The organism is Marinobacter sp. tcs-11, from assembly GCF_002049515.1.
GTDB lineage: Bacteria > Pseudomonadota > Gammaproteobacteria > Pseudomonadales > Oleiphilaceae > Marinobacter > Marinobacter nauticus.
Genome location: NZ_LLYU01000028.1, coordinates 28832 through 44434, shown reverse-complemented (window position 1 = coordinate 44434; position 15603 = coordinate 28832). Strand labels below are relative to the sequence as shown.

Annotated in this window: 16 protein-coding genes; 9 read left to right on the top strand and 7 right to left on the bottom strand. The window is 57.9% G+C overall.

Annotation, left to right across the window (positions count from 1 at the left end; translation table 11 throughout):
• The 3 genes from ARC85_RS18520 to ARC85_RS18510 form a co-directional block, all read left to right on the top strand.
• A partial coding sequence (locus ARC85_RS18520; RefSeq protein WP_286715768.1) for a phosphotransferase family protein occupies positions 1-1033 on the top strand: 1033 nt, incomplete at its 5' end.
• Positions 1033-1722 carry a histidine phosphatase family protein gene (locus ARC85_RS18515; RefSeq protein ID WP_286715766.1) on the top strand — a complete coding sequence of 230 codons (690 nt, stop codon included), beginning with the start codon at positions 1033-1035 and terminating at the stop codon, positions 1720-1722. The genes ARC85_RS18520 and ARC85_RS18515, both read left to right, overlap by 1 nt.
• A 14-nt stretch (positions 1723-1736) precedes the next feature.
• Positions 1737-2507 carry an SDR family oxidoreductase gene (locus tag ARC85_RS18510; protein ID WP_286715765.1) on the top strand — a complete coding sequence of 257 codons (771 nt, stop codon included), beginning with the start codon at positions 1737-1739 and terminating at the stop codon, positions 2505-2507.
• A gap of 72 nt (positions 2508-2579) precedes the next feature.
• On the opposite strand, the gene ARC85_RS18505 is transcribed toward ARC85_RS18510, so the two are convergent.
• Complete coding sequence (locus ARC85_RS18505; protein WP_286715764.1) at positions 2580-3446, bottom strand: DUF6279 family lipoprotein; 867 nt, start codon at positions 3444-3446, stop codon at positions 2580-2582.
• A gap of 154 nt (positions 3447-3600) precedes the next feature.
• Here ARC85_RS18505 and ARC85_RS18500 point away from each other — a divergent pair, with 154 nt between their 5' ends.
• The 3 genes from ARC85_RS18500 to ARC85_RS18490 all read left to right on the top strand — a co-directional run bounded on the left by ARC85_RS18500 (position 3601) and on the right by ARC85_RS18490 (position 4249).
• Positions 3601-3861, top strand: a complete 261-nt coding sequence (locus tag ARC85_RS18500) for a DUF2798 domain-containing protein (protein WP_286715762.1) — start codon at positions 3601-3603, stop codon at positions 3859-3861.
• Between the two features lie 95 nt (positions 3862-3956).
• The gene (locus ARC85_RS18495; RefSeq protein ID WP_286715760.1) at positions 3957-4106 is read left to right on the top strand and encodes a hypothetical protein; all 150 of its coding nucleotides are present in this window, start codon (positions 3957-3959) and stop codon (positions 4104-4106) included.
• Positions 4107-4111: 5 nt separating this feature from the next.
• Positions 4112-4249, top strand: coding sequence for a fasciclin domain-containing protein (locus ARC85_RS18490; protein ID WP_286715758.1), 138 nt, complete (start codon positions 4112-4114; stop codon positions 4247-4249).
• 74 nt (positions 4250-4323) lie between these two features.
• Here ARC85_RS18490 and dacB read toward each other — a convergent pair whose 3' ends face one another.
• Positions 4324-5895 (bottom strand): D-alanyl-D-alanine carboxypeptidase/D-alanyl-D-alanine endopeptidase, encoded by a 1572-nt coding sequence (gene dacB / locus ARC85_RS18485; RefSeq protein ID WP_286715756.1) that lies wholly within the window; start codon positions 5893-5895, stop codon positions 4324-4326.
• A 249-nt stretch (positions 5896-6144) separates the two neighbouring features.
• On the opposite strand from dacB, the gene ARC85_RS18480 reads away from it, so the two are divergent.
• Together ARC85_RS18480 and ARC85_RS18475 are read left to right on the top strand one after the other, a co-directional pair.
• Entirely contained in the window at positions 6145-6912 is a 768-nt protein-coding gene (locus tag ARC85_RS18480; RefSeq protein WP_286715754.1) for a glutathione S-transferase N-terminal domain-containing protein, read from the top strand.
• Between the two features lie 86 nt (positions 6913-6998).
• Positions 6999-7412, top strand: coding sequence for a GFA family protein (locus ARC85_RS18475; RefSeq protein ID WP_226597818.1), 414 nt, complete (start codon positions 6999-7001; stop codon positions 7410-7412).
• Positions 7413-7415: 3 nt separating this feature from the next.
• On the opposite strand, the gene ARC85_RS18470 is transcribed toward ARC85_RS18475, so the two are convergent.
• The gene (locus tag ARC85_RS18470; RefSeq protein WP_286715753.1) at positions 7416-8543 is read right to left on the bottom strand and encodes a PQQ-dependent sugar dehydrogenase; all 1128 of its coding nucleotides are present in this window, start codon (positions 8541-8543) and stop codon (positions 7416-7418) included.
• Positions 8544-8756: 213 nt separating this feature from the next.
• On the opposite strand from ARC85_RS18470, the gene ARC85_RS18465 reads away from it, so the two are divergent.
• A complete protein-coding gene (locus ARC85_RS18465) occupies positions 8757-10922 on the top strand; it encodes a TonB-dependent siderophore receptor (RefSeq protein WP_286715751.1) in 2166 nt (721 codons plus the stop codon).
• 178 nt (positions 10923-11100) lie between these two features.
• Here the strand turns inward: ARC85_RS18465 and ARC85_RS18460 are convergent, their stop codons facing one another.
• From ARC85_RS18460 to ARC85_RS18445, 4 genes are read right to left on the bottom strand one after another with little or no spacing between them, the layout of a single operon-like run.
• Positions 11101-11862 carry a (2Fe-2S)-binding protein gene (locus tag ARC85_RS18460; protein ID WP_273030294.1) on the bottom strand — a complete coding sequence of 254 codons (762 nt, stop codon included), beginning with the start codon at positions 11860-11862 and terminating at the stop codon, positions 11101-11103.
• Positions 11849-13879, bottom strand: coding sequence for a Fe(3+)-hydroxamate ABC transporter permease FhuB (fhuB, locus tag ARC85_RS18455; RefSeq protein ID WP_273030293.1), 2031 nt, complete (start codon positions 13877-13879; stop codon positions 11849-11851). The genes ARC85_RS18460 and fhuB overlap by 14 nt, the downstream gene beginning before the upstream one ends.
• Positions 13869-14795 carry an iron-siderophore ABC transporter substrate-binding protein gene (locus ARC85_RS18450; RefSeq protein WP_273030291.1) on the bottom strand — a complete coding sequence of 309 codons (927 nt, stop codon included), beginning with the start codon at positions 14793-14795 and terminating at the stop codon, positions 13869-13871. The genes fhuB and ARC85_RS18450 overlap by 11 nt, the downstream gene beginning before the upstream one ends.
• On the bottom strand, positions 14785-15558 hold the full coding sequence (locus ARC85_RS18445; protein WP_286715749.1) for an ABC transporter ATP-binding protein: 774 nt from the start codon (positions 15556-15558) through the stop codon (positions 14785-14787). The genes ARC85_RS18450 and ARC85_RS18445 overlap by 11 nt, the downstream gene beginning before the upstream one ends.
• Positions 15559-15603 lie beyond the last annotated feature (45 nt).

The following is a 15603-nucleotide window of genomic DNA, read 5'->3' as shown; positions in this document are numbered from 1 at the left end:
CGAAGGCGAGGAGCTGGATGTTGGTGCTGTTGACCGGTTCATGAAGCAGGCCATTGCGGGCCTGGAAGGCCAGCCGAGGATCAAGCAGTACCCCGGTGGTGCGTCTAACCTGACTTATCAGGTGGATTATGGCGACCATTCCTACGTGCTGCGCCGGCCGCCGTTCGGCAAGATCGCCAAGTCCGCCCACGACATGCTGCGGGAAGCGCGGGTGATGGAGGCATTGAAGCCAGCCTATCCCTATGTGCCCAACATTGTTGCGATTTGCGACGATCACAGCGTACTGGGTTGCGACTTCTACGTGATGGAGAGGCTCAAGGGCATCATTCTGCGCCAGGACTTCCCCAGGGATTTCGAGCTGAGCGCTGAAGACACTCGCAAGCTGTGCCTGAACGTGATCGACAAGCTGGTGGATCTGCATACAGTGGACGCCAAGGCCGCTGGTCTGGATAAGCTGGGCAAGGGCTCGGGTTACGTTCAGCGGCAGATTGGTGGCTGGAGCGACCGCTTCCGCAAGGCCCGTACCGACGATGTCGGTGACTTCGAAGAGGTCATGGCCTGGCTGAACGATAAGATGCCGGATGACATCGCTCAGGTGGTTATTCACAACGACTACCGTTTCGACAATGTGGTGCTGAACCCGGACAACCCGTTTGAAGTGATTGGCGTGCTGGACTGGGAAATGGCCACCATTGGTGATCCGCTGATGGACCTGGGCAACAGTCTGGCCTATTGGATCGAAGCCGACGACGAAGGCCCGTTCCAGATGCTGCGGCGCCAGCCCACGCACCGGCCGGGCATGCTGACTCGTAAAGAAGTGGTGGACTACTACATGGAGAAATCCGGCTTCCGGGCGGAAAAGTTCGACTTTTATGAAATTTACGGACTGTTCCGCCTGGCGGTGATCATCCAGCAAATCTACTACCGCTTTTATCACGGCCAGACCAAAGACAAGCGCTTCGCCGCCTTTGGCCACGCCGCCAACTATCTGGAGAAACGGTGCCAGCGCCTGATTAGCGAGAGCACCCTGTAATGGCCACGATTTATCTGGTGCGCCACGGTCAGGCCAGTTTCGGTAAGGAAAACTACGACCAGCTCTCGCCGCGAGGCTGGGAGCAGGGCAGGATTCTGGGCCGCTGGCTGGCGGACAAGGTAGAACCCGGCGCCATTTTTGGCGGTAACCTGCAGCGGCATCGCGAAACCGTAGAGGCCATCGCCACCGGCTATGGCACGGCCTTGCCGGGCATGCAGGTGCTCGAAGGCCTGAACGAATTCGATCACCTGCAAGTGGTGGAGCGCCTGCGCCCGGAATGGGCGGATAAACAGGTGATGGCGCGGGACCTCGCCAGCTTTCCCAAACCTGCTAGAGCCTTCCAGCAGGCTTTCGAGAAGGCAGTGACCCGCTGGGTGAGTGGCGAGTTCGACCAGGAATACAGCGAAACCTGGAACGGATTCCGGCAGCGGGTTGGCCATGCACTGGATCAGCTGATTGAACTGGCCGATGGTGCCGATGTGATTGTGTCCACCTCTGGCGGCCCCATTGCGGTCATTGCCCAGCGCCTGCTTGAACTGTCAGACCGCAAGGCGCTGGAGATGAACAATGTGATTGCCAACACCAGCGTGTCCCGCATTCTGTATTCCGGCCCCCGGCGCAGCCTGGCCGTATTCAACAACTATAGCCACCTGGAAGCGGAAGACCCCGCCCTGGTGACATTCCGATAAGCTGAGGGAATTCCATGAGCAACAAAAACATGTTCGACCTGACTGGCAAAGTCGCCCTGGTAACCGGCGCCAGCCGCGGTATCGGCGAGAGCATCGCCCGTACGCTGGCTCATTACGGTGCTCACGTGATTGTCAGTAGCCGCAAGATTGACGGTTGTGAGGCCGTGGCCAGCAGCATCCGTGAAGACGGCGGCAGCGCCGAAGCCTTCGCCTGCCACATTGGCGAGATGGACCAGATTGAAGCGGTGTGGGAGCACATCGCCAAAGCGCACGGCAAACTGGATATCCTGGTGAACAACGCAGCCGCCAACCCATACTTCGGTCCGGTGGAAGACACCGACCTGGGTGCTTTCCACAAAACCGTAGACGTGAACATCCGTGGTTACTTCTTCATGTGCGCCCGTGGCGCTCAGCTGATGAAAAAGAACGGTGGTGGTTCCATTGTGAACGTGGCGTCGGTTAACGGCGTAAACCCCGGCCACTTCCAGGGCATCTATTCGGTGACCAAGGCAGCAGTGATTTCCATGACCAAATCTTTCGCCATGGAGCTGGGCCAGCAGAATGTGCGGGTGAATGCCTTGTTGCCGGGCCTGACCGATACCAAATTTGCCAGCGCCCTGACCACCAATGAGGCCATCAAGAAGCAGGCCATGGCCCACATCCCGATGAAGCGTGTGGCGGCACCCGATGAGATGGCGGGTACTGTGCTGTACCTGGTGTCTGACGCTTCCAGCTATACCACTGGAGCCTGCATTAATGCGGATGGTGGTTACCTGACGGTCTGACACAGATCGAGACGCAAAAAGGGCCGGATGATACGGGTTCATCCGGCCCTTTTTTGGTATCGCGATCCGTGTTTAGCTGCAGGTCAGCGCTGCAAAATCTCCTTTCAGCTCACTGGCCCTGGCCAGCAGGTGATCCTGATGCCGGGTATCTCCAGCCTGCAGAAGATCGTGCATCAAGCCGGCCATCGCCACCCGGCTTTCGGCCAGCATGGCCTGGTATTCCGCTCCTCTGGCGCGCTCTGAGTGAACCAGCAACTCGTTCACCTGTTCAGCAAAGCCGGCCTGGCGTCGTCTCTCCAGCGTGTCGAGCAATGCCAATTGCCAGTTTCTCCGCCCTGTTAACCAGATTTCCGTTTGCCGGCCACGATCCGCTGACCAGCTTTCGACGATGGCCCGCTGTTGCTGATTCAGTTCGCCAAGCCATCGTTCAATACGCTCAATAGTCCGTTCAGAACGTGCCTGTGCGGTTTGAGCGGGTGATCCCTCCAGCATTTCCTGTTCCAGCTCCTGCTGGTTCTCCGCCATGTTTTCGGCAAGTTGCGTTACCTGTTCATCCGACAGCGAAGACAGCAGATTGACGGCTACCGGAGTGGCCCGTTCCAACAATTCGGGTAAGAAGTCCATGAGTTGTTCCTTGTGGAACAGAACCGTGGCCTCGCTCGGCGTCCCTTCCGCCAGATCTGATTTGAGGACTGTCAACCATTGCTGGTAACGGGGCAACTCTGCCGAGCAATGCCATTGTCTGAGCGCCTCCAGATCCTGACTCAACTGAGCTTCCTGTTCACCGGTCAGGCTGATGTAATCCTCCACCCACCAGACGACGCCCCAGTCGGCGTAGCGGTAGGCCAGGCGCGTCTGACTGCAGCCCGCCAAAAACGTCAGTAACACCAGCCCGACGATCCAGCGGGCGCGTCGTGTTCCGGGCGTTGGGGCATCCATTACCTGTGCTCCTTGGTAAAAAGCTCTATGGAAAAATGTTGCATGCTCACTAAGATGTTGCGATCCAGCATCGGTGGCCGCGTCTTTTCTCCTACGCTGCGGTCGCCTGAATGGATTCGGCAGTGTTCCATACGTTAAAACCGGGAAGGAAAACATGTCCAGTTACAAGCAAACGCGTGTGCGCCAGTTTGTTTTTGCCTTTTACATGTCCGGCATCATGTCGCTGTTGATGTCCGGGATTATCACCCTGATCAACACCGGCCTGACTGACGGATTTTTCCATCGCTGGGGCGCAGCATTTGTGGTGGCCTGGACAGTGGCCTTCCCGCTGGTCAGCTTTATCGCACCAATGGCAGGCAAAATGGCGGACTGGACCATGCCCCGATTGTTTTCCAAAGAACGCCGGTCAGACTGATAAAGCCATTGTATCGCTGTAGTTAACCTTACAATTGTTCGCTGTAATGTAAAAACTGTAAATACGCTTTACCGATGGTTTTAGCGGGCAGTGTCATGCTATCCGGTTGTTGGCTTGATGACGATGATAACGGCACTACTGATGCTGCAACGCAAAGAATTTTGGAAATCGCTGTTGAGAATGAAAACACGACGATTCTGGAAGCTGCAGTTCTTGAAACCGATCCGTCCATCGCGGAACTGTAACAACATTGGCCAGCAACAACTTGAACGTTGATATACAGGACAACGCTCTGGTTATCGAGGGCAGTACCGTCGTCGAAGCCGATGTTGAAGCGTCGAACGGCGTGATTCATGTGATTGATAAGGTGATTTATACCGTCGACTAGTAGATGAACTACTGTGTCATTGTTCAAAACATGAGTATTGGGCCGGCTGTTGTAGCCGGCCTTTTTATACTGGCTTATTGAATAGAAGATGCCGGATTTTCATCGGCAGATTGGGATAGGGTCATCCCCACCGGTGGCCGGAAATGCAGAGAATAAAGCACACGATCCAGAACCGCCTGGCCGTTCCAGGCCGGGTCGTTGTTCACCATACCGACAATGGCCCAGGTAGTGTTGTTATCGTCGCGGGTGAACCCCGCGATTGAACGAACATTCTCCAGATAACCGGTCTTGATGCGGCCTTCGCCATCCATACCGGTGTTGCGAAGCCTGCGCGCCATGGTCCCGTCCATGGCGATAATGGGCATGGAGGCCATCAGATCGGAGGCGTAGGGGCTGTCCCAGGCCTGTTGCAGTATCTGGGCGCCTTGCCGGGCCGTGATGCGACCATGGCGGGTGAGCCCGGCGCCATTGTCAATCACCATACCTGCGGTGTTGATGCCCATATTCTCCAGCCATTCGTACACTGTGCGGATACCGGCTACCCGGTCGTCTTTGTCATCTTCCTTGCGGAACTCGGCGCCAATGGTCAGCAGCATCTGGCGGGCCATGACGTTGCTGCTCCATTTGTTGATGTCTCGCACCATGGATACCAGATCTGGTGAGGTGGTGCGCATGACCAGCCGTGCGTCTTCTGGTGTGCTCTCAAAGCGGTCGCCGCCACTGATAATAAGGCCCATTTCAGACAGCACGGAGCGAATCACTGAGGCCGAGTACCGTTCGTGCGGTAGCAGAGACAGGTAGGTGGTGCTGCGGCAGCCTTGCGGTAACTGCCCGGTTACCCGCACCGTTACCTGATGGTTTTCATGAAATACCGGCTCCCAGTCAAACCGGCTGCGGGCAGGGCAGGGACCTTCCGGTAACGCCGTTACCCGATTATCAATGGAGACTTCGCCCAGATCCGGGGTTGTCCAGGCCTGTGTGCCACGCTCATCGGCGCGCACCTGAAAATGCAGCAGATTCAGGTTGGTAAGATAGCCGGAGGGTTCCACCAGAAAGGGCGCGTGGGGGTTATCGCCGTTATCCTCAAACGTCGGGAAACCGCCGTCGACCCGGAAATAGCTGCCATCCAGGACCAGATCGCCTTCAATACGGTTGATGCCCATGCTCTTGAGTTCACGCAGGGTGCTCCAGAGCCGTTCCAGGGTCAGTTTGGGGTCGCCACCGAAGCGTACGTAGAGGTTTCCTTTCAGGCTGTCGCCCACCATCATGCCGTCTGTAAGGAAATCGGTATTCCAGTGGTGGGTGGGGCCCAGGAGTTCCAGGGCGGCATAGGTGGTTACCAGCTTCATGATGGAGCCCGGGCTCATCAGTGTGTCAGCGTTTACATACTGCTCAATGCCAGGGCCGTTCAGGGGAATGGCGGCAACACTCAAGGCTTCATCGCTGTTCAGGGATTTGCTGGCGTAACTTCGGATCTGGCTGGCCCAGTGACGGGAGCTGGCAAAAGCCTCCTCCGCAGAGGTCTGCTCTTGAGCGAGAGCCTGGCCGAGCGGGGCGCTGGCCAATGCGATGGCCAGCGCCACTGCTCCTGACGCAAATCTGCCTGTGGCAAGGCCTTTGCCTGCCTGCAACCCCTGAATATTCATGACCGGAACTCGTTGTTGTGTTCTCTTTGTACAATAGCCCATTCTGTGCGTATGTACTATGCAGAAAAGCTATACATGACGTTAAAAAATGGCAGTAGAGTCTTTGTTTATATTGAGTTTTTGTGACATCGAGTAAGTGGCCTGAAGAATCAGTGAGTTAGTATGACGCCAGCCCAGGGGCCAGCGGGCCAATGGGCACAGATTCTCCTGTGGGACAATGCAGAAAATGACGAAAACAAGGGAACGATCATGTTAAAAACGCTGAAGCATCAGGTGAATGTGCTGGAATCGGTTGCCACTTCTTCTTTTGCAGCCTGGCGCGGGTGCCTGGTTATCAAGGCTGTTCCGCAACCTGATAAGCCGCTGGTTCTCTATGACATTGAAGCTTGTCCATACTGCCGACGTGTTCGTGAGGTGCTGACGGCATTGCATCTGGACGTTGAGATTCGACCCTGCCCGAAGGGTGGTCGGGTATTCCGCCCGGAAGCCGAGACCCTGGGGGGCAAACAGCAGTTTCCCCTGCTGCATGACCACAACACCGGCGAAGTGCTGTATGAATCCGAGGCGATTATCGAGTATTTGTTCCGCCAGTATGCTAATCGTTCCGTGCCTCGCTACTACCAGAGCCGTCCTTGGCAACCGGCGCTCGGTGCTGCGGGCTCCGGAGCCAGTGAACTTCGCGGAATGCGAGCGCGGCCAGCCCGGCGGCCTGAGCAGGGACTTCACTTGTGGAGTTTCGAAGGCAGTCCGTTCTCGCGCCTGATTCGGGAACGACTCTGCGAAAACGAGATTCCGTACACCTTGCATAATCTGGGCAAGGAACACTGGACAGAAGCAGGACCGGCCCGGCAGCGCATCAAACCCGGCCCCTATCGGCCAATCCCGGGCGGCAAGCGGGACGCGTTTTTCCAACAACACGGCCGGGTGCAGGTGCCCTATCTGGAAGATCCCAATACCGGGGAGGGGTTGTTTGAATCGGCTCGCATTCTTGCTTATCTGGAAAAAACCTACGGGTGACGAGTTTGCGGAACCGGGGCTGCTAATCCGGCTGCCAGCCGGTATCATCTGCGCGAACAGTGAGTTTTCGCGTAGTCAGGAGCGTTATGTATACCGGCCAGTGCCTTTGTGGCGATATCCAGTTTGAATACGATGGCCCAATAGGGCCCGTGGCGCTGTGCCACTGCAGCCAGTGCCGTCGCAATCATGGCAGTGCCTTTTCGGCCAGTGCGCCGGTTCAGGCTGTCCGGTTCCGGTTTACGGCCGGTGAAGACCGGATCACCGAATTTGAATCCAGGCCCGGTAAGTACCGGGCCTTCTGTAGCCGTTGCGGAAGCCCTCTTTACAGCAGGGTCGACGCTATTCCGGGCATTCTCCGGCTGCGCATTGGTGTGATCAATGAGCCGCTGGGAAAACAGGCGGCCCAGCACGTTTATGTGGGGTCGAAATCCGACTGGTTCGAGATCACCGACAACCTTCCGCAGTTCGAAAAAACCGAAAGAACCAACGATCCGCACTGAGCCTCAATCCGCCGGCACTATCCGGTATACCTTGCCGTTATCGGAGTCGGTCAGCAGCCAGAGTGCGCCGTCTGGCCCCATACGCACATCGCGGATACGTTCACCCAGGTCGGTGAGCAGATCTTCCTCCTCGATAACTTTTTCTCCGTCCAGGGACAACCGCACCAGTTTCTGAAGCTTCAGGGCGCCGACAAAAAGATCGCCCTGCCACTGAGGGAACAGATCTCCGGTGTAGAACGCCATGCCAGAGGGCGCAATGGATGGGTCCCAGTAATGCAGTGGTTCTGTGATGCCTTCCATCGTGGTACGACTGGAGATCGGCAGGCCCGAGTAGTCAATGCCGTAGGTGACCTTGGGCCAGCCATAGTTATTACCCGCGCGAAGGACGTTGACCTCATCGCCGCCCCGGGGGCCATGTTCATGGCTCCAGATCTCACCGGTTTGTGGGTGCCGGGTCATACCCTGAATGTTGCGGTTGCCATAGGTGAAGAAAGACGCGTTGAAGCCGCTTTGATCGGCAAAGGGGTTGTCCTCTGCCGGCTCACCGCTGATGGTGATTCTGTGAACGCCACCGGCATCGTCTGCGGTATCCTGAGCACGATCCATTTCACCCCGGTCACCGACTGAGATGTATAGATTGCCGTCGCGATCAAACTGCATCCGGCCTGCGAAGTGCCGGCTGGTGTTTGAGCGGGGAAGAGCCTCGAAGATCACCTCGACATCTTGCAAAGAGTTGTCAGCCAGAGTTGCCCGGGCAACCCGTGTGGTCATGCCCTCGCGATTACGATGCGCGTAGCTAAGGAATAACAGCCGGTTAGCCTCGAAATCCGGATGCAGCAGTACATCCAGCAGACCACCCTGGCCCGAAACGACTAGCTCCGGCAGGCCTTTGACTGGTTCACTGCGAAGTTGCCCATCTTCCAGAATTCGCAAACGGCCTTCCCTTTCGGTAATCAGTGCAGATCCGTCGGGCAGGAAAGCGATGGCCCAGGGGTGTTCCAGCCCCGCGGCTACGGTTTCCAGATGAAAGTCTGCCTTATCAGATTGAAAGGTCTGGTTTGCCTGTGTGGCCAGGGCTGCCGAGACCAGTAGGCTGGCCAGAGGCCACTTCCAGAATTTGCGCTTGAACATATCCGTCTCCGCCTCTCTGTTGTTCTTAGAGATCTTCAGCACCTGCAATAACCATAGCAGGTCGTGGTATTGCGGCCGATGCGAGCCTCTGGAGATATAGAGTTTCGCGATAATTTCGGATCATTTGCATTTGGTGTTTCAAATCTAAACCATTCGCATTAACATAGTGGGGTTTAAAAATGACGTGGTCTTAATCAACCAAGGAGCCGTTAGATGTCTCTGAATCCGGAGCCCCGATTTAGAAGAAAAACCCTGATCACTGCCATGATGTGTGCGACTCTGCCAGGACTGGCAGCAGCGCAGGGCAGCGAACCGAAGGCATTGGAAGCCCTGGATGTTACCGCAAGCCGTGGCCAGGTGGCCTCGGAAGCGACGGAGAGTTACATTAGCGGAGCCAGCACAACCTCCATGAAGATGGAGCTGTCACACCGGGAGGTCCCCCAGGCCGTCACGGTCATTACCCGCGAACAGATGGACGATTTCGCCCAGAACGACATTAACGATGTTCTGGAAGGCACCACCGGTGTCACCGTAGAGTCGGTGGAAACAGACCGCACGTACTACACCTCACGTGGTTTCGATATCAACAACTTCCAGTACGACGGTGTTGGCATGCCGGCGGTATATGACAACGTTCAGGGTGAGCTGGACACCGCCTTCTTTGATCGCGTGGAGGTGGTTCGGGGCGCCAACGGTTTGATGACCGGTTCCGGCAGCCCGGCCGCCACAGTCAACTTTATCCGCAAGCGCCCAACCGCTGACACCAATGCCTCGGTTGCGGTGACTGGTGGTTCCTGGGACAAAAAACGGATTGTCGGTGATGTTTCCGGTGCCGTGTCTGAATCCGGTGCGGTGCGCGGCCGGGTGGTTGCCGGTTATGAGGACAAAGGCTCCTACCTTGACCGGTATAACAACGAAAAGCAGATGTTCTACGGGGTGCTGGAAGCAGACCTGACCGATACCACGTTGCTAACTCTTGGCCACGCCATTCAGACGTCTGATACAGACAGTCCGTTGTGGGGTGCGCTGCCTCTGTTCTACTCCGATGGCTCAGCGACGGATTTTGCGCGTTCAACCAGCACGGCTTCAGACTGGTCCTACTGGGACAACACCCAGCACAACAGCTTTGTTGAATTGCGCCAGGAGCTTGCCGGCGGCTGGAGAGCCACGGGCACGGTGTTCCGTTTGGAGAACGAAAGCGAGTCCGAGCTCTTTTACCAGTATGGTACGCCAGATCGCCAAACAGGAGAGGGGCTTAAAGCTTATCCCAGCCAATACGATTTGGATGTAGAGCAGTGGGTAGTAGATGCATACGCTACCGGTCCGTTCCAGCTGGCTGGTCGTACTCATGAGTTGGTGTTGGGCGCATCCTGGTCTCGCTCAGAGACGGTGGACGAGTCCCGCTATGGCCGCGGTATCGGGAATCCATTGCCACCGCTGAATGAGTGGGATGGCAACTACCCCAAGCCAGCTTTTGATAATGGTGTTGACGGCTCTGACTGGACTGACCGCGAAACGTCCACCTATGCTGCCGCTCGCTGGTCGCTGACCGATCAACTCACCGCCATTACAGGGCTCCGTCTGACCTGGCTGGATAACAAGGGCGAAAGCTACGGAGCGACCAAGGAAAGCAGCTACGATGCCGTAGAAACACCATACGCAGGTCTGATCTACGACATCAATGACGATCACTCGGTCTACGCCAGCTATACCGAGATTTTCACTCCCCAGACTGAGGTGGACATCAATCGTGATCGACTGGATCCTATTGACGGGGTCAACTATGAGCTGGGCCTGAAAAGTGAGTTTCAGGATGATCGGGTAAACACCACCCTGGCACTATTCCAGACGGAGCAGAAGAATGTGGCAGAGGAGGCGGGCACGTTCCCGGTCGGCGCCGATTCTTACTACACCGCTGTGGATGGTTTGACCAGTCGAGGTGTCGAGGCTGAAGTGGTAGGGGATGTGACTGACCGTGTTCAGGTGTTCTTTGGCTACACCTACGTGGATATTGAAGATAAGGATGGTGGCGGAGCAAGGTTGTTTGTACCTGAGCATATGGCGCAACTTCGAGGCACCTGGCAAGTGTTGGGTCTTGAGGGGCTGAAACTGGGAGGCAAGATCCGCTGGCAGTCTGAAATCACAAAGGAGCAGGGCGTTGCTACCACAGGGCCAAATGCAGGTGAGACCATCGTTACCAGGCAGGATAGTTACGCCGTGCTGGATCTGATGGCCAGCTATGACTTTGCCCGACACTGGAATGCGACCTTGAACGTGAACAACGTCACCGATGAGAAATATCTCGAAAGTTTGCAGTGGGCCCAAGGTTTCTACGGTGAGCCGGCCAATGCCAGCCTGACCGTTTCCTGGGTGTATTAATCACAGGGTGGGGTAGTCGGCGCTGCGCTGGCTGCCCCGGATTTTGTCGTTCAAGCCTCAAGGAGAGCGAGCATGAATCCGGAACAGGAAATACTGGATGGATTGAAGTTGGCGGCAGGTTCAGGTGCCGTCATAGGATTGATTGCGTTGGGAGTGATACTGGCTTCGATGGTTGGAGCTAGCTGATTCGCTCTTTCCGATAGATCCCACACGTCCCGCAATAGCCACCTCCGGGCAATAAATATTTGAGGCAGCACCCTTTGCGCTGAGGGATGGCACACCACTGTTGGCTGAATTCTGCCGGAATCCAGTCAATGTATCGGTTGGCCTCGCATTTGAACTGCGCCAGCCAGCTACCGGCCTGTTTACACAACTCTGCCGGATTAACCCGGTTCCACACCACCGAATAGGGCGCACCCAACGCCAGCCCGACACTGCTCCAGTAGGCCCCTGGACTAACCCCGAAATGCTGCCGGAACACACCGTACCAGTCTTGCATCTGTTCACTGAGAATTCTTATGAACGCCTCAGGCTCCAGGATCTCCTGTTCACTGGCCGCATATTGCCAGCGAGACGGGTCCGCTGGTGTTGATGTTGTCGGGCACAGGAAAACCCGCCGGGGATCGAGTGCAGCACTGCTGCCATCCCTGAACAGCCGGATCACCAATGGTCCGATAATCTGAAGTGCCAGGCTCTGATGCAGGACAGAAAGCCGCGCCTTGCGGAGCCTCGGATGATCGGCATCCGGATAATCCTCGCGGATCTGTAGTTGCAGAAGGTCTGGATTTGCCAGTAGCTGGGCAAGGGAAAACAACGCGGATTGTTCGCGGTTGGCGGGTGTCAATGCGTTGCTCAGTAGCGCATTACCATCAAGGCTGTGGCGGGCCAACAGATTGTGATAATCCGCCAGCCACTGCGTTCCTGTCTCAAGCGCGACCATGACGGCTCAACCCCCAAAGGAAGTACAAACCGCCGACCAGGGCTGCCAGCAGCCCGGCGGGTAGCTGATTGGGATACACCAGAACCCGGGCCAGATAGTCTGCCAAGGAGAGCAGTAGTCCGCCGGCCAGGGCCGCGACCAGCATTTGCCGGCCCACGGTCTGCTGTCCCAGTACCCGGGCGAGGTGCGGGGCGATCAACCCGACGAAGCTTAATGGACCGATGACCACAGTCGACGCTGCTGTAAGCACGGCAGCCAGCACCAATAGCAGAAGCCGTGCCCGCGGTACCCTCAGGCCGAGGGACGAAGCCGATGTTTCACCCAGCGGCAACAGCGTAAGCGGTCGCAGGGCAAGCAACAGCAAAGCACCGAGGCTGACCACCAGTGCCAGTAAACCGAAGGCTTCAGATTCCGAGATCAGCCAGGTTGAACCGTACATCCAGTTCAGCAGGCGAGAGGCAACGGTGCCGCCAGAGGCCATTACCAGCCTCAGGCCGGCATCCATGAATACGTACAGCGCCAGGCCGCCAAGCAACAGTTGATTGCCTGCGAAGTGGTGCTTGCGGGCCAGCAGCAGTAACAGCCCCAGGGCGCCGGCGGCACCCACCGTGGCGGCGGCCAGTTGGCCAAGCCGGCCAATCTCCAGCCCGGTCAGAACCAGAACTACCATCACTAACGCTGCTCCGCCGCTGATGCCCAGCAGTTCCGGGCTGCCCATGGGGTTGCCGGTCATCCGCTGAATCAGGGTGCCGGCCATACCCAGCGCCATTCCGGCCAGGATGGCGGCCATCAATCTCGGGCCCCGCCATACCCACGCGTCTGTCCACTGTGCTACGGGCGTCCAGTTCCAGCCTTCAAGGCCCGGAGACCAGCCCATGGAGAGAATGATGGTCAGGGCCAGTAACGAGCACAGGGCTGCGGCGACCATTGCGGGATGTCGCCGGCGGGGCAGAAACCCCGCGGGGCTGCTGTCCTGACCGGGCATATGATGGGTGTTGCGGAAGCCTTGCAGGGCCAGAAGAATGATTGGCCCGCCAATGAGTGCGGTGGTCGTACCGGTGGGTATAAGAGACCCGCCATCCCAGGTGGTGGCCCAGTGGGCGAGGGTGTCGGCCAGCAACAGCAGGCCGCCACCTGCCAGGGTGCTCCATAGCAGTCGTTCAGTTAGGCTTCTGGCCCCCAGAAGCCTCGCCAGTACTGGTGCAGCCAGCCCCACAAAGGCGACCACGCCCACCCGGCTGACCACCAGTGAGCTCATGATCACCACCAGAAACAGTGCAACAGCACGAAGCAGGGACACCTTCGCCCCCAGTGAGTTTGCCGATGCCTGGCCGAGCTGAAGCAGCTGTAACGGACGCATCAGGGCCACCATCAAAGCCGCAATAACCAGTACCCGGGGGAGCAGATCAAAGAAGGGCGCCCAGTTGTTTTGCACCAGGGATCCTGCACCCCAGATAAACAGATTGCCGAGCCATTCACCTTTCAGCAGCAGGAATGCCATATTGATGGCGCCCAGAAAGAAGGTGACAACCAGCCCGGCCAGAATCACGGTGACCGGCGAGAAGCCGAGCCGCCAGGTCAGCAGGATGACCAGACCGATGGCGAGCAAGCCGCCGGCCACGGCGGCCAGGTCGGGGCTGAAGGCGAGCAAGCCCGGAGCGAATAAGGTAGCAAGGGTGATGCCAAACTGGCCCCCGGCCTCCACGCCCAGAGTGGTGGGTGAAGCCAGTGGGTTACCCAGCACCTGCTGGGTAACGGCTCCGGCCAGCCCCAGCGCGCAACCAATCAGTATCGCGATGGAGACCCTCGGTGCCCAGCTGAAGTGGGCCAAAACGGAGGCGTAGTTATTGCCATCAAACGTCCAGAACGCCGATATAAGTTGTGGAAGCTGTAGCTGATCGAGCCAGGGCAAGGCGCTGGTGGCCAGTGCGGCCAGCCAGAGTAGAGCGACTGCAACGGGCAGCCTGGCGGGAATTTCTGGGCGATTGGAAACGCGCAGGGTAGACTCAACGGACATTGTCGCTGCCCCCTTCCACCAGAGCGTTGGTCAGGGCAACGGCCAGGCGTTTCACCGGGTATACGCCACCGAAAGGCCAGGCAGCAGGAATCCGGTAGATCTCCTCGTCTCGCACTGGTGGCAGGTAGGTCCAGAACGGGCTGTTGGCCAGACTGTCGGCTAGCCCCGGCACCAGGGGGTCTATCACCACGATGCGGCTGTTCCTGGCATCCGCCACAGACTCGAGGCCTATGGCTGAAAATCCCCAATAGTTGCCCGGCTGTTGCCAGGCATTGGTTAGCCCAAGGCTTTTCAGGGCAGTCTGGAACAGGCCGTTGGGGGCATAGATGCGTACATGGCGGTCATCCAGAAAGTTCACCAGGGCTACCGGCTTGTCGGTGATGCCGGCTTGCTCCAGCCGTTTCCGCTGTTGGTTCAGGGTTTGTTCGATATCCGCCATTACCGCCTCGGCGCGATCTTTTCGGCCGGTGATTTCGCCCAGGGTTGTCAGCATTTCCCGGGCCTTGTCGTACGGTCGAGCGCCTTTTTTGTACACGCTGATGACGTAGGTGGGCGCAATTCGTTCCAACAGTTCGGCCGCCGGAGCCATTTCGGTGCTGGTGACGATCAGATCGGGTTTCAGCTCTGCAATCGCCTCGAGGCTGGGAGCGACCCGTGTGCCGACATTGGCAACACCCTCAGGCAGTTCCGGCTCCTGAACCCAGGTGGCGTAGCCGGCCTTATCGGCCACGCCAACGGGGGAGATGCCCAGCAATAGCAGGGATTCGGTGGCGGCCCAGTTCAGCGCGACAATGCGTTCAGGGGGGGCGTCGAGGGTTAGCGTGCCGCCTTCGTGTTGCCAGGTCTGGGCCGTTCCTGCAATTGGCAATAACGGGAGCAGAGCGCCAAGCATGATAGCTTTTGGGTTAATGGACATAGGAAACCCATTGCCCCGGTGCCCGCTCCATCACGCCCATGGGGACGCTGTAGATGGACTCCAGAATCTGGCTGTCCATGATCTCCGCCGGCGTGCCATCGGCCACCACCTGGCCCGCTTTCAGGGCTACCAACCGGTCGCAGAAGCGGGAGGCCAGATCGACATCGTGCAGTACCACAATCACGGTCAGTTCTCGCTGGCTGGCAAGGCGCTGCACCAGACGCAGCGTTTCCACCTGGTGCTTCACATCCAGGGCGGAGATGGGTTCATCCAGCAGCAGGCAGCGGGTTTGCTGGGCCAGCAACATGGCAATCCAGGCCCGTTGGCGTTCACCACCGGAAAGGGTATCGACAGCGCGGTGTTCAAAAGGTTTAAGGTCTGTGTCGGCAATCGCCTGATCAATCAGCGCGTAATCCGCATCGCTGTAGCGGCCAAGCGGGCCTCGCCAGGGGTAGCGGCCCAGCGCGATCAGTTCCCGGACCGTCAGGCCATCGGTGCCGGGCGGGTGCTGGGGCAGGTAGCCGACAATCCGGGCAAAGGCGCGGGCGCCGAGGCTTTTCGCGGTTTTACCCTCAAGCCTGACCTCACCGGCACAGGCCGGAATCTGTCTGGCCAGTGTTTTCAGCAATGTGGATTTGCCCGAGCCGTTGTGGCCAAGCAGGGCGGTTACCTGGCCTTCGTTAAAGGCCAGGCTAATGTTATGAAGGATAGCCGTGCTGCCAATGTGGACAGCGAGGTCGCGGACTTCGAAAAACGCGGACATTCAGATTCCCCTGTTTATGTGGGTGGCAGGATAATCTAAATGCGA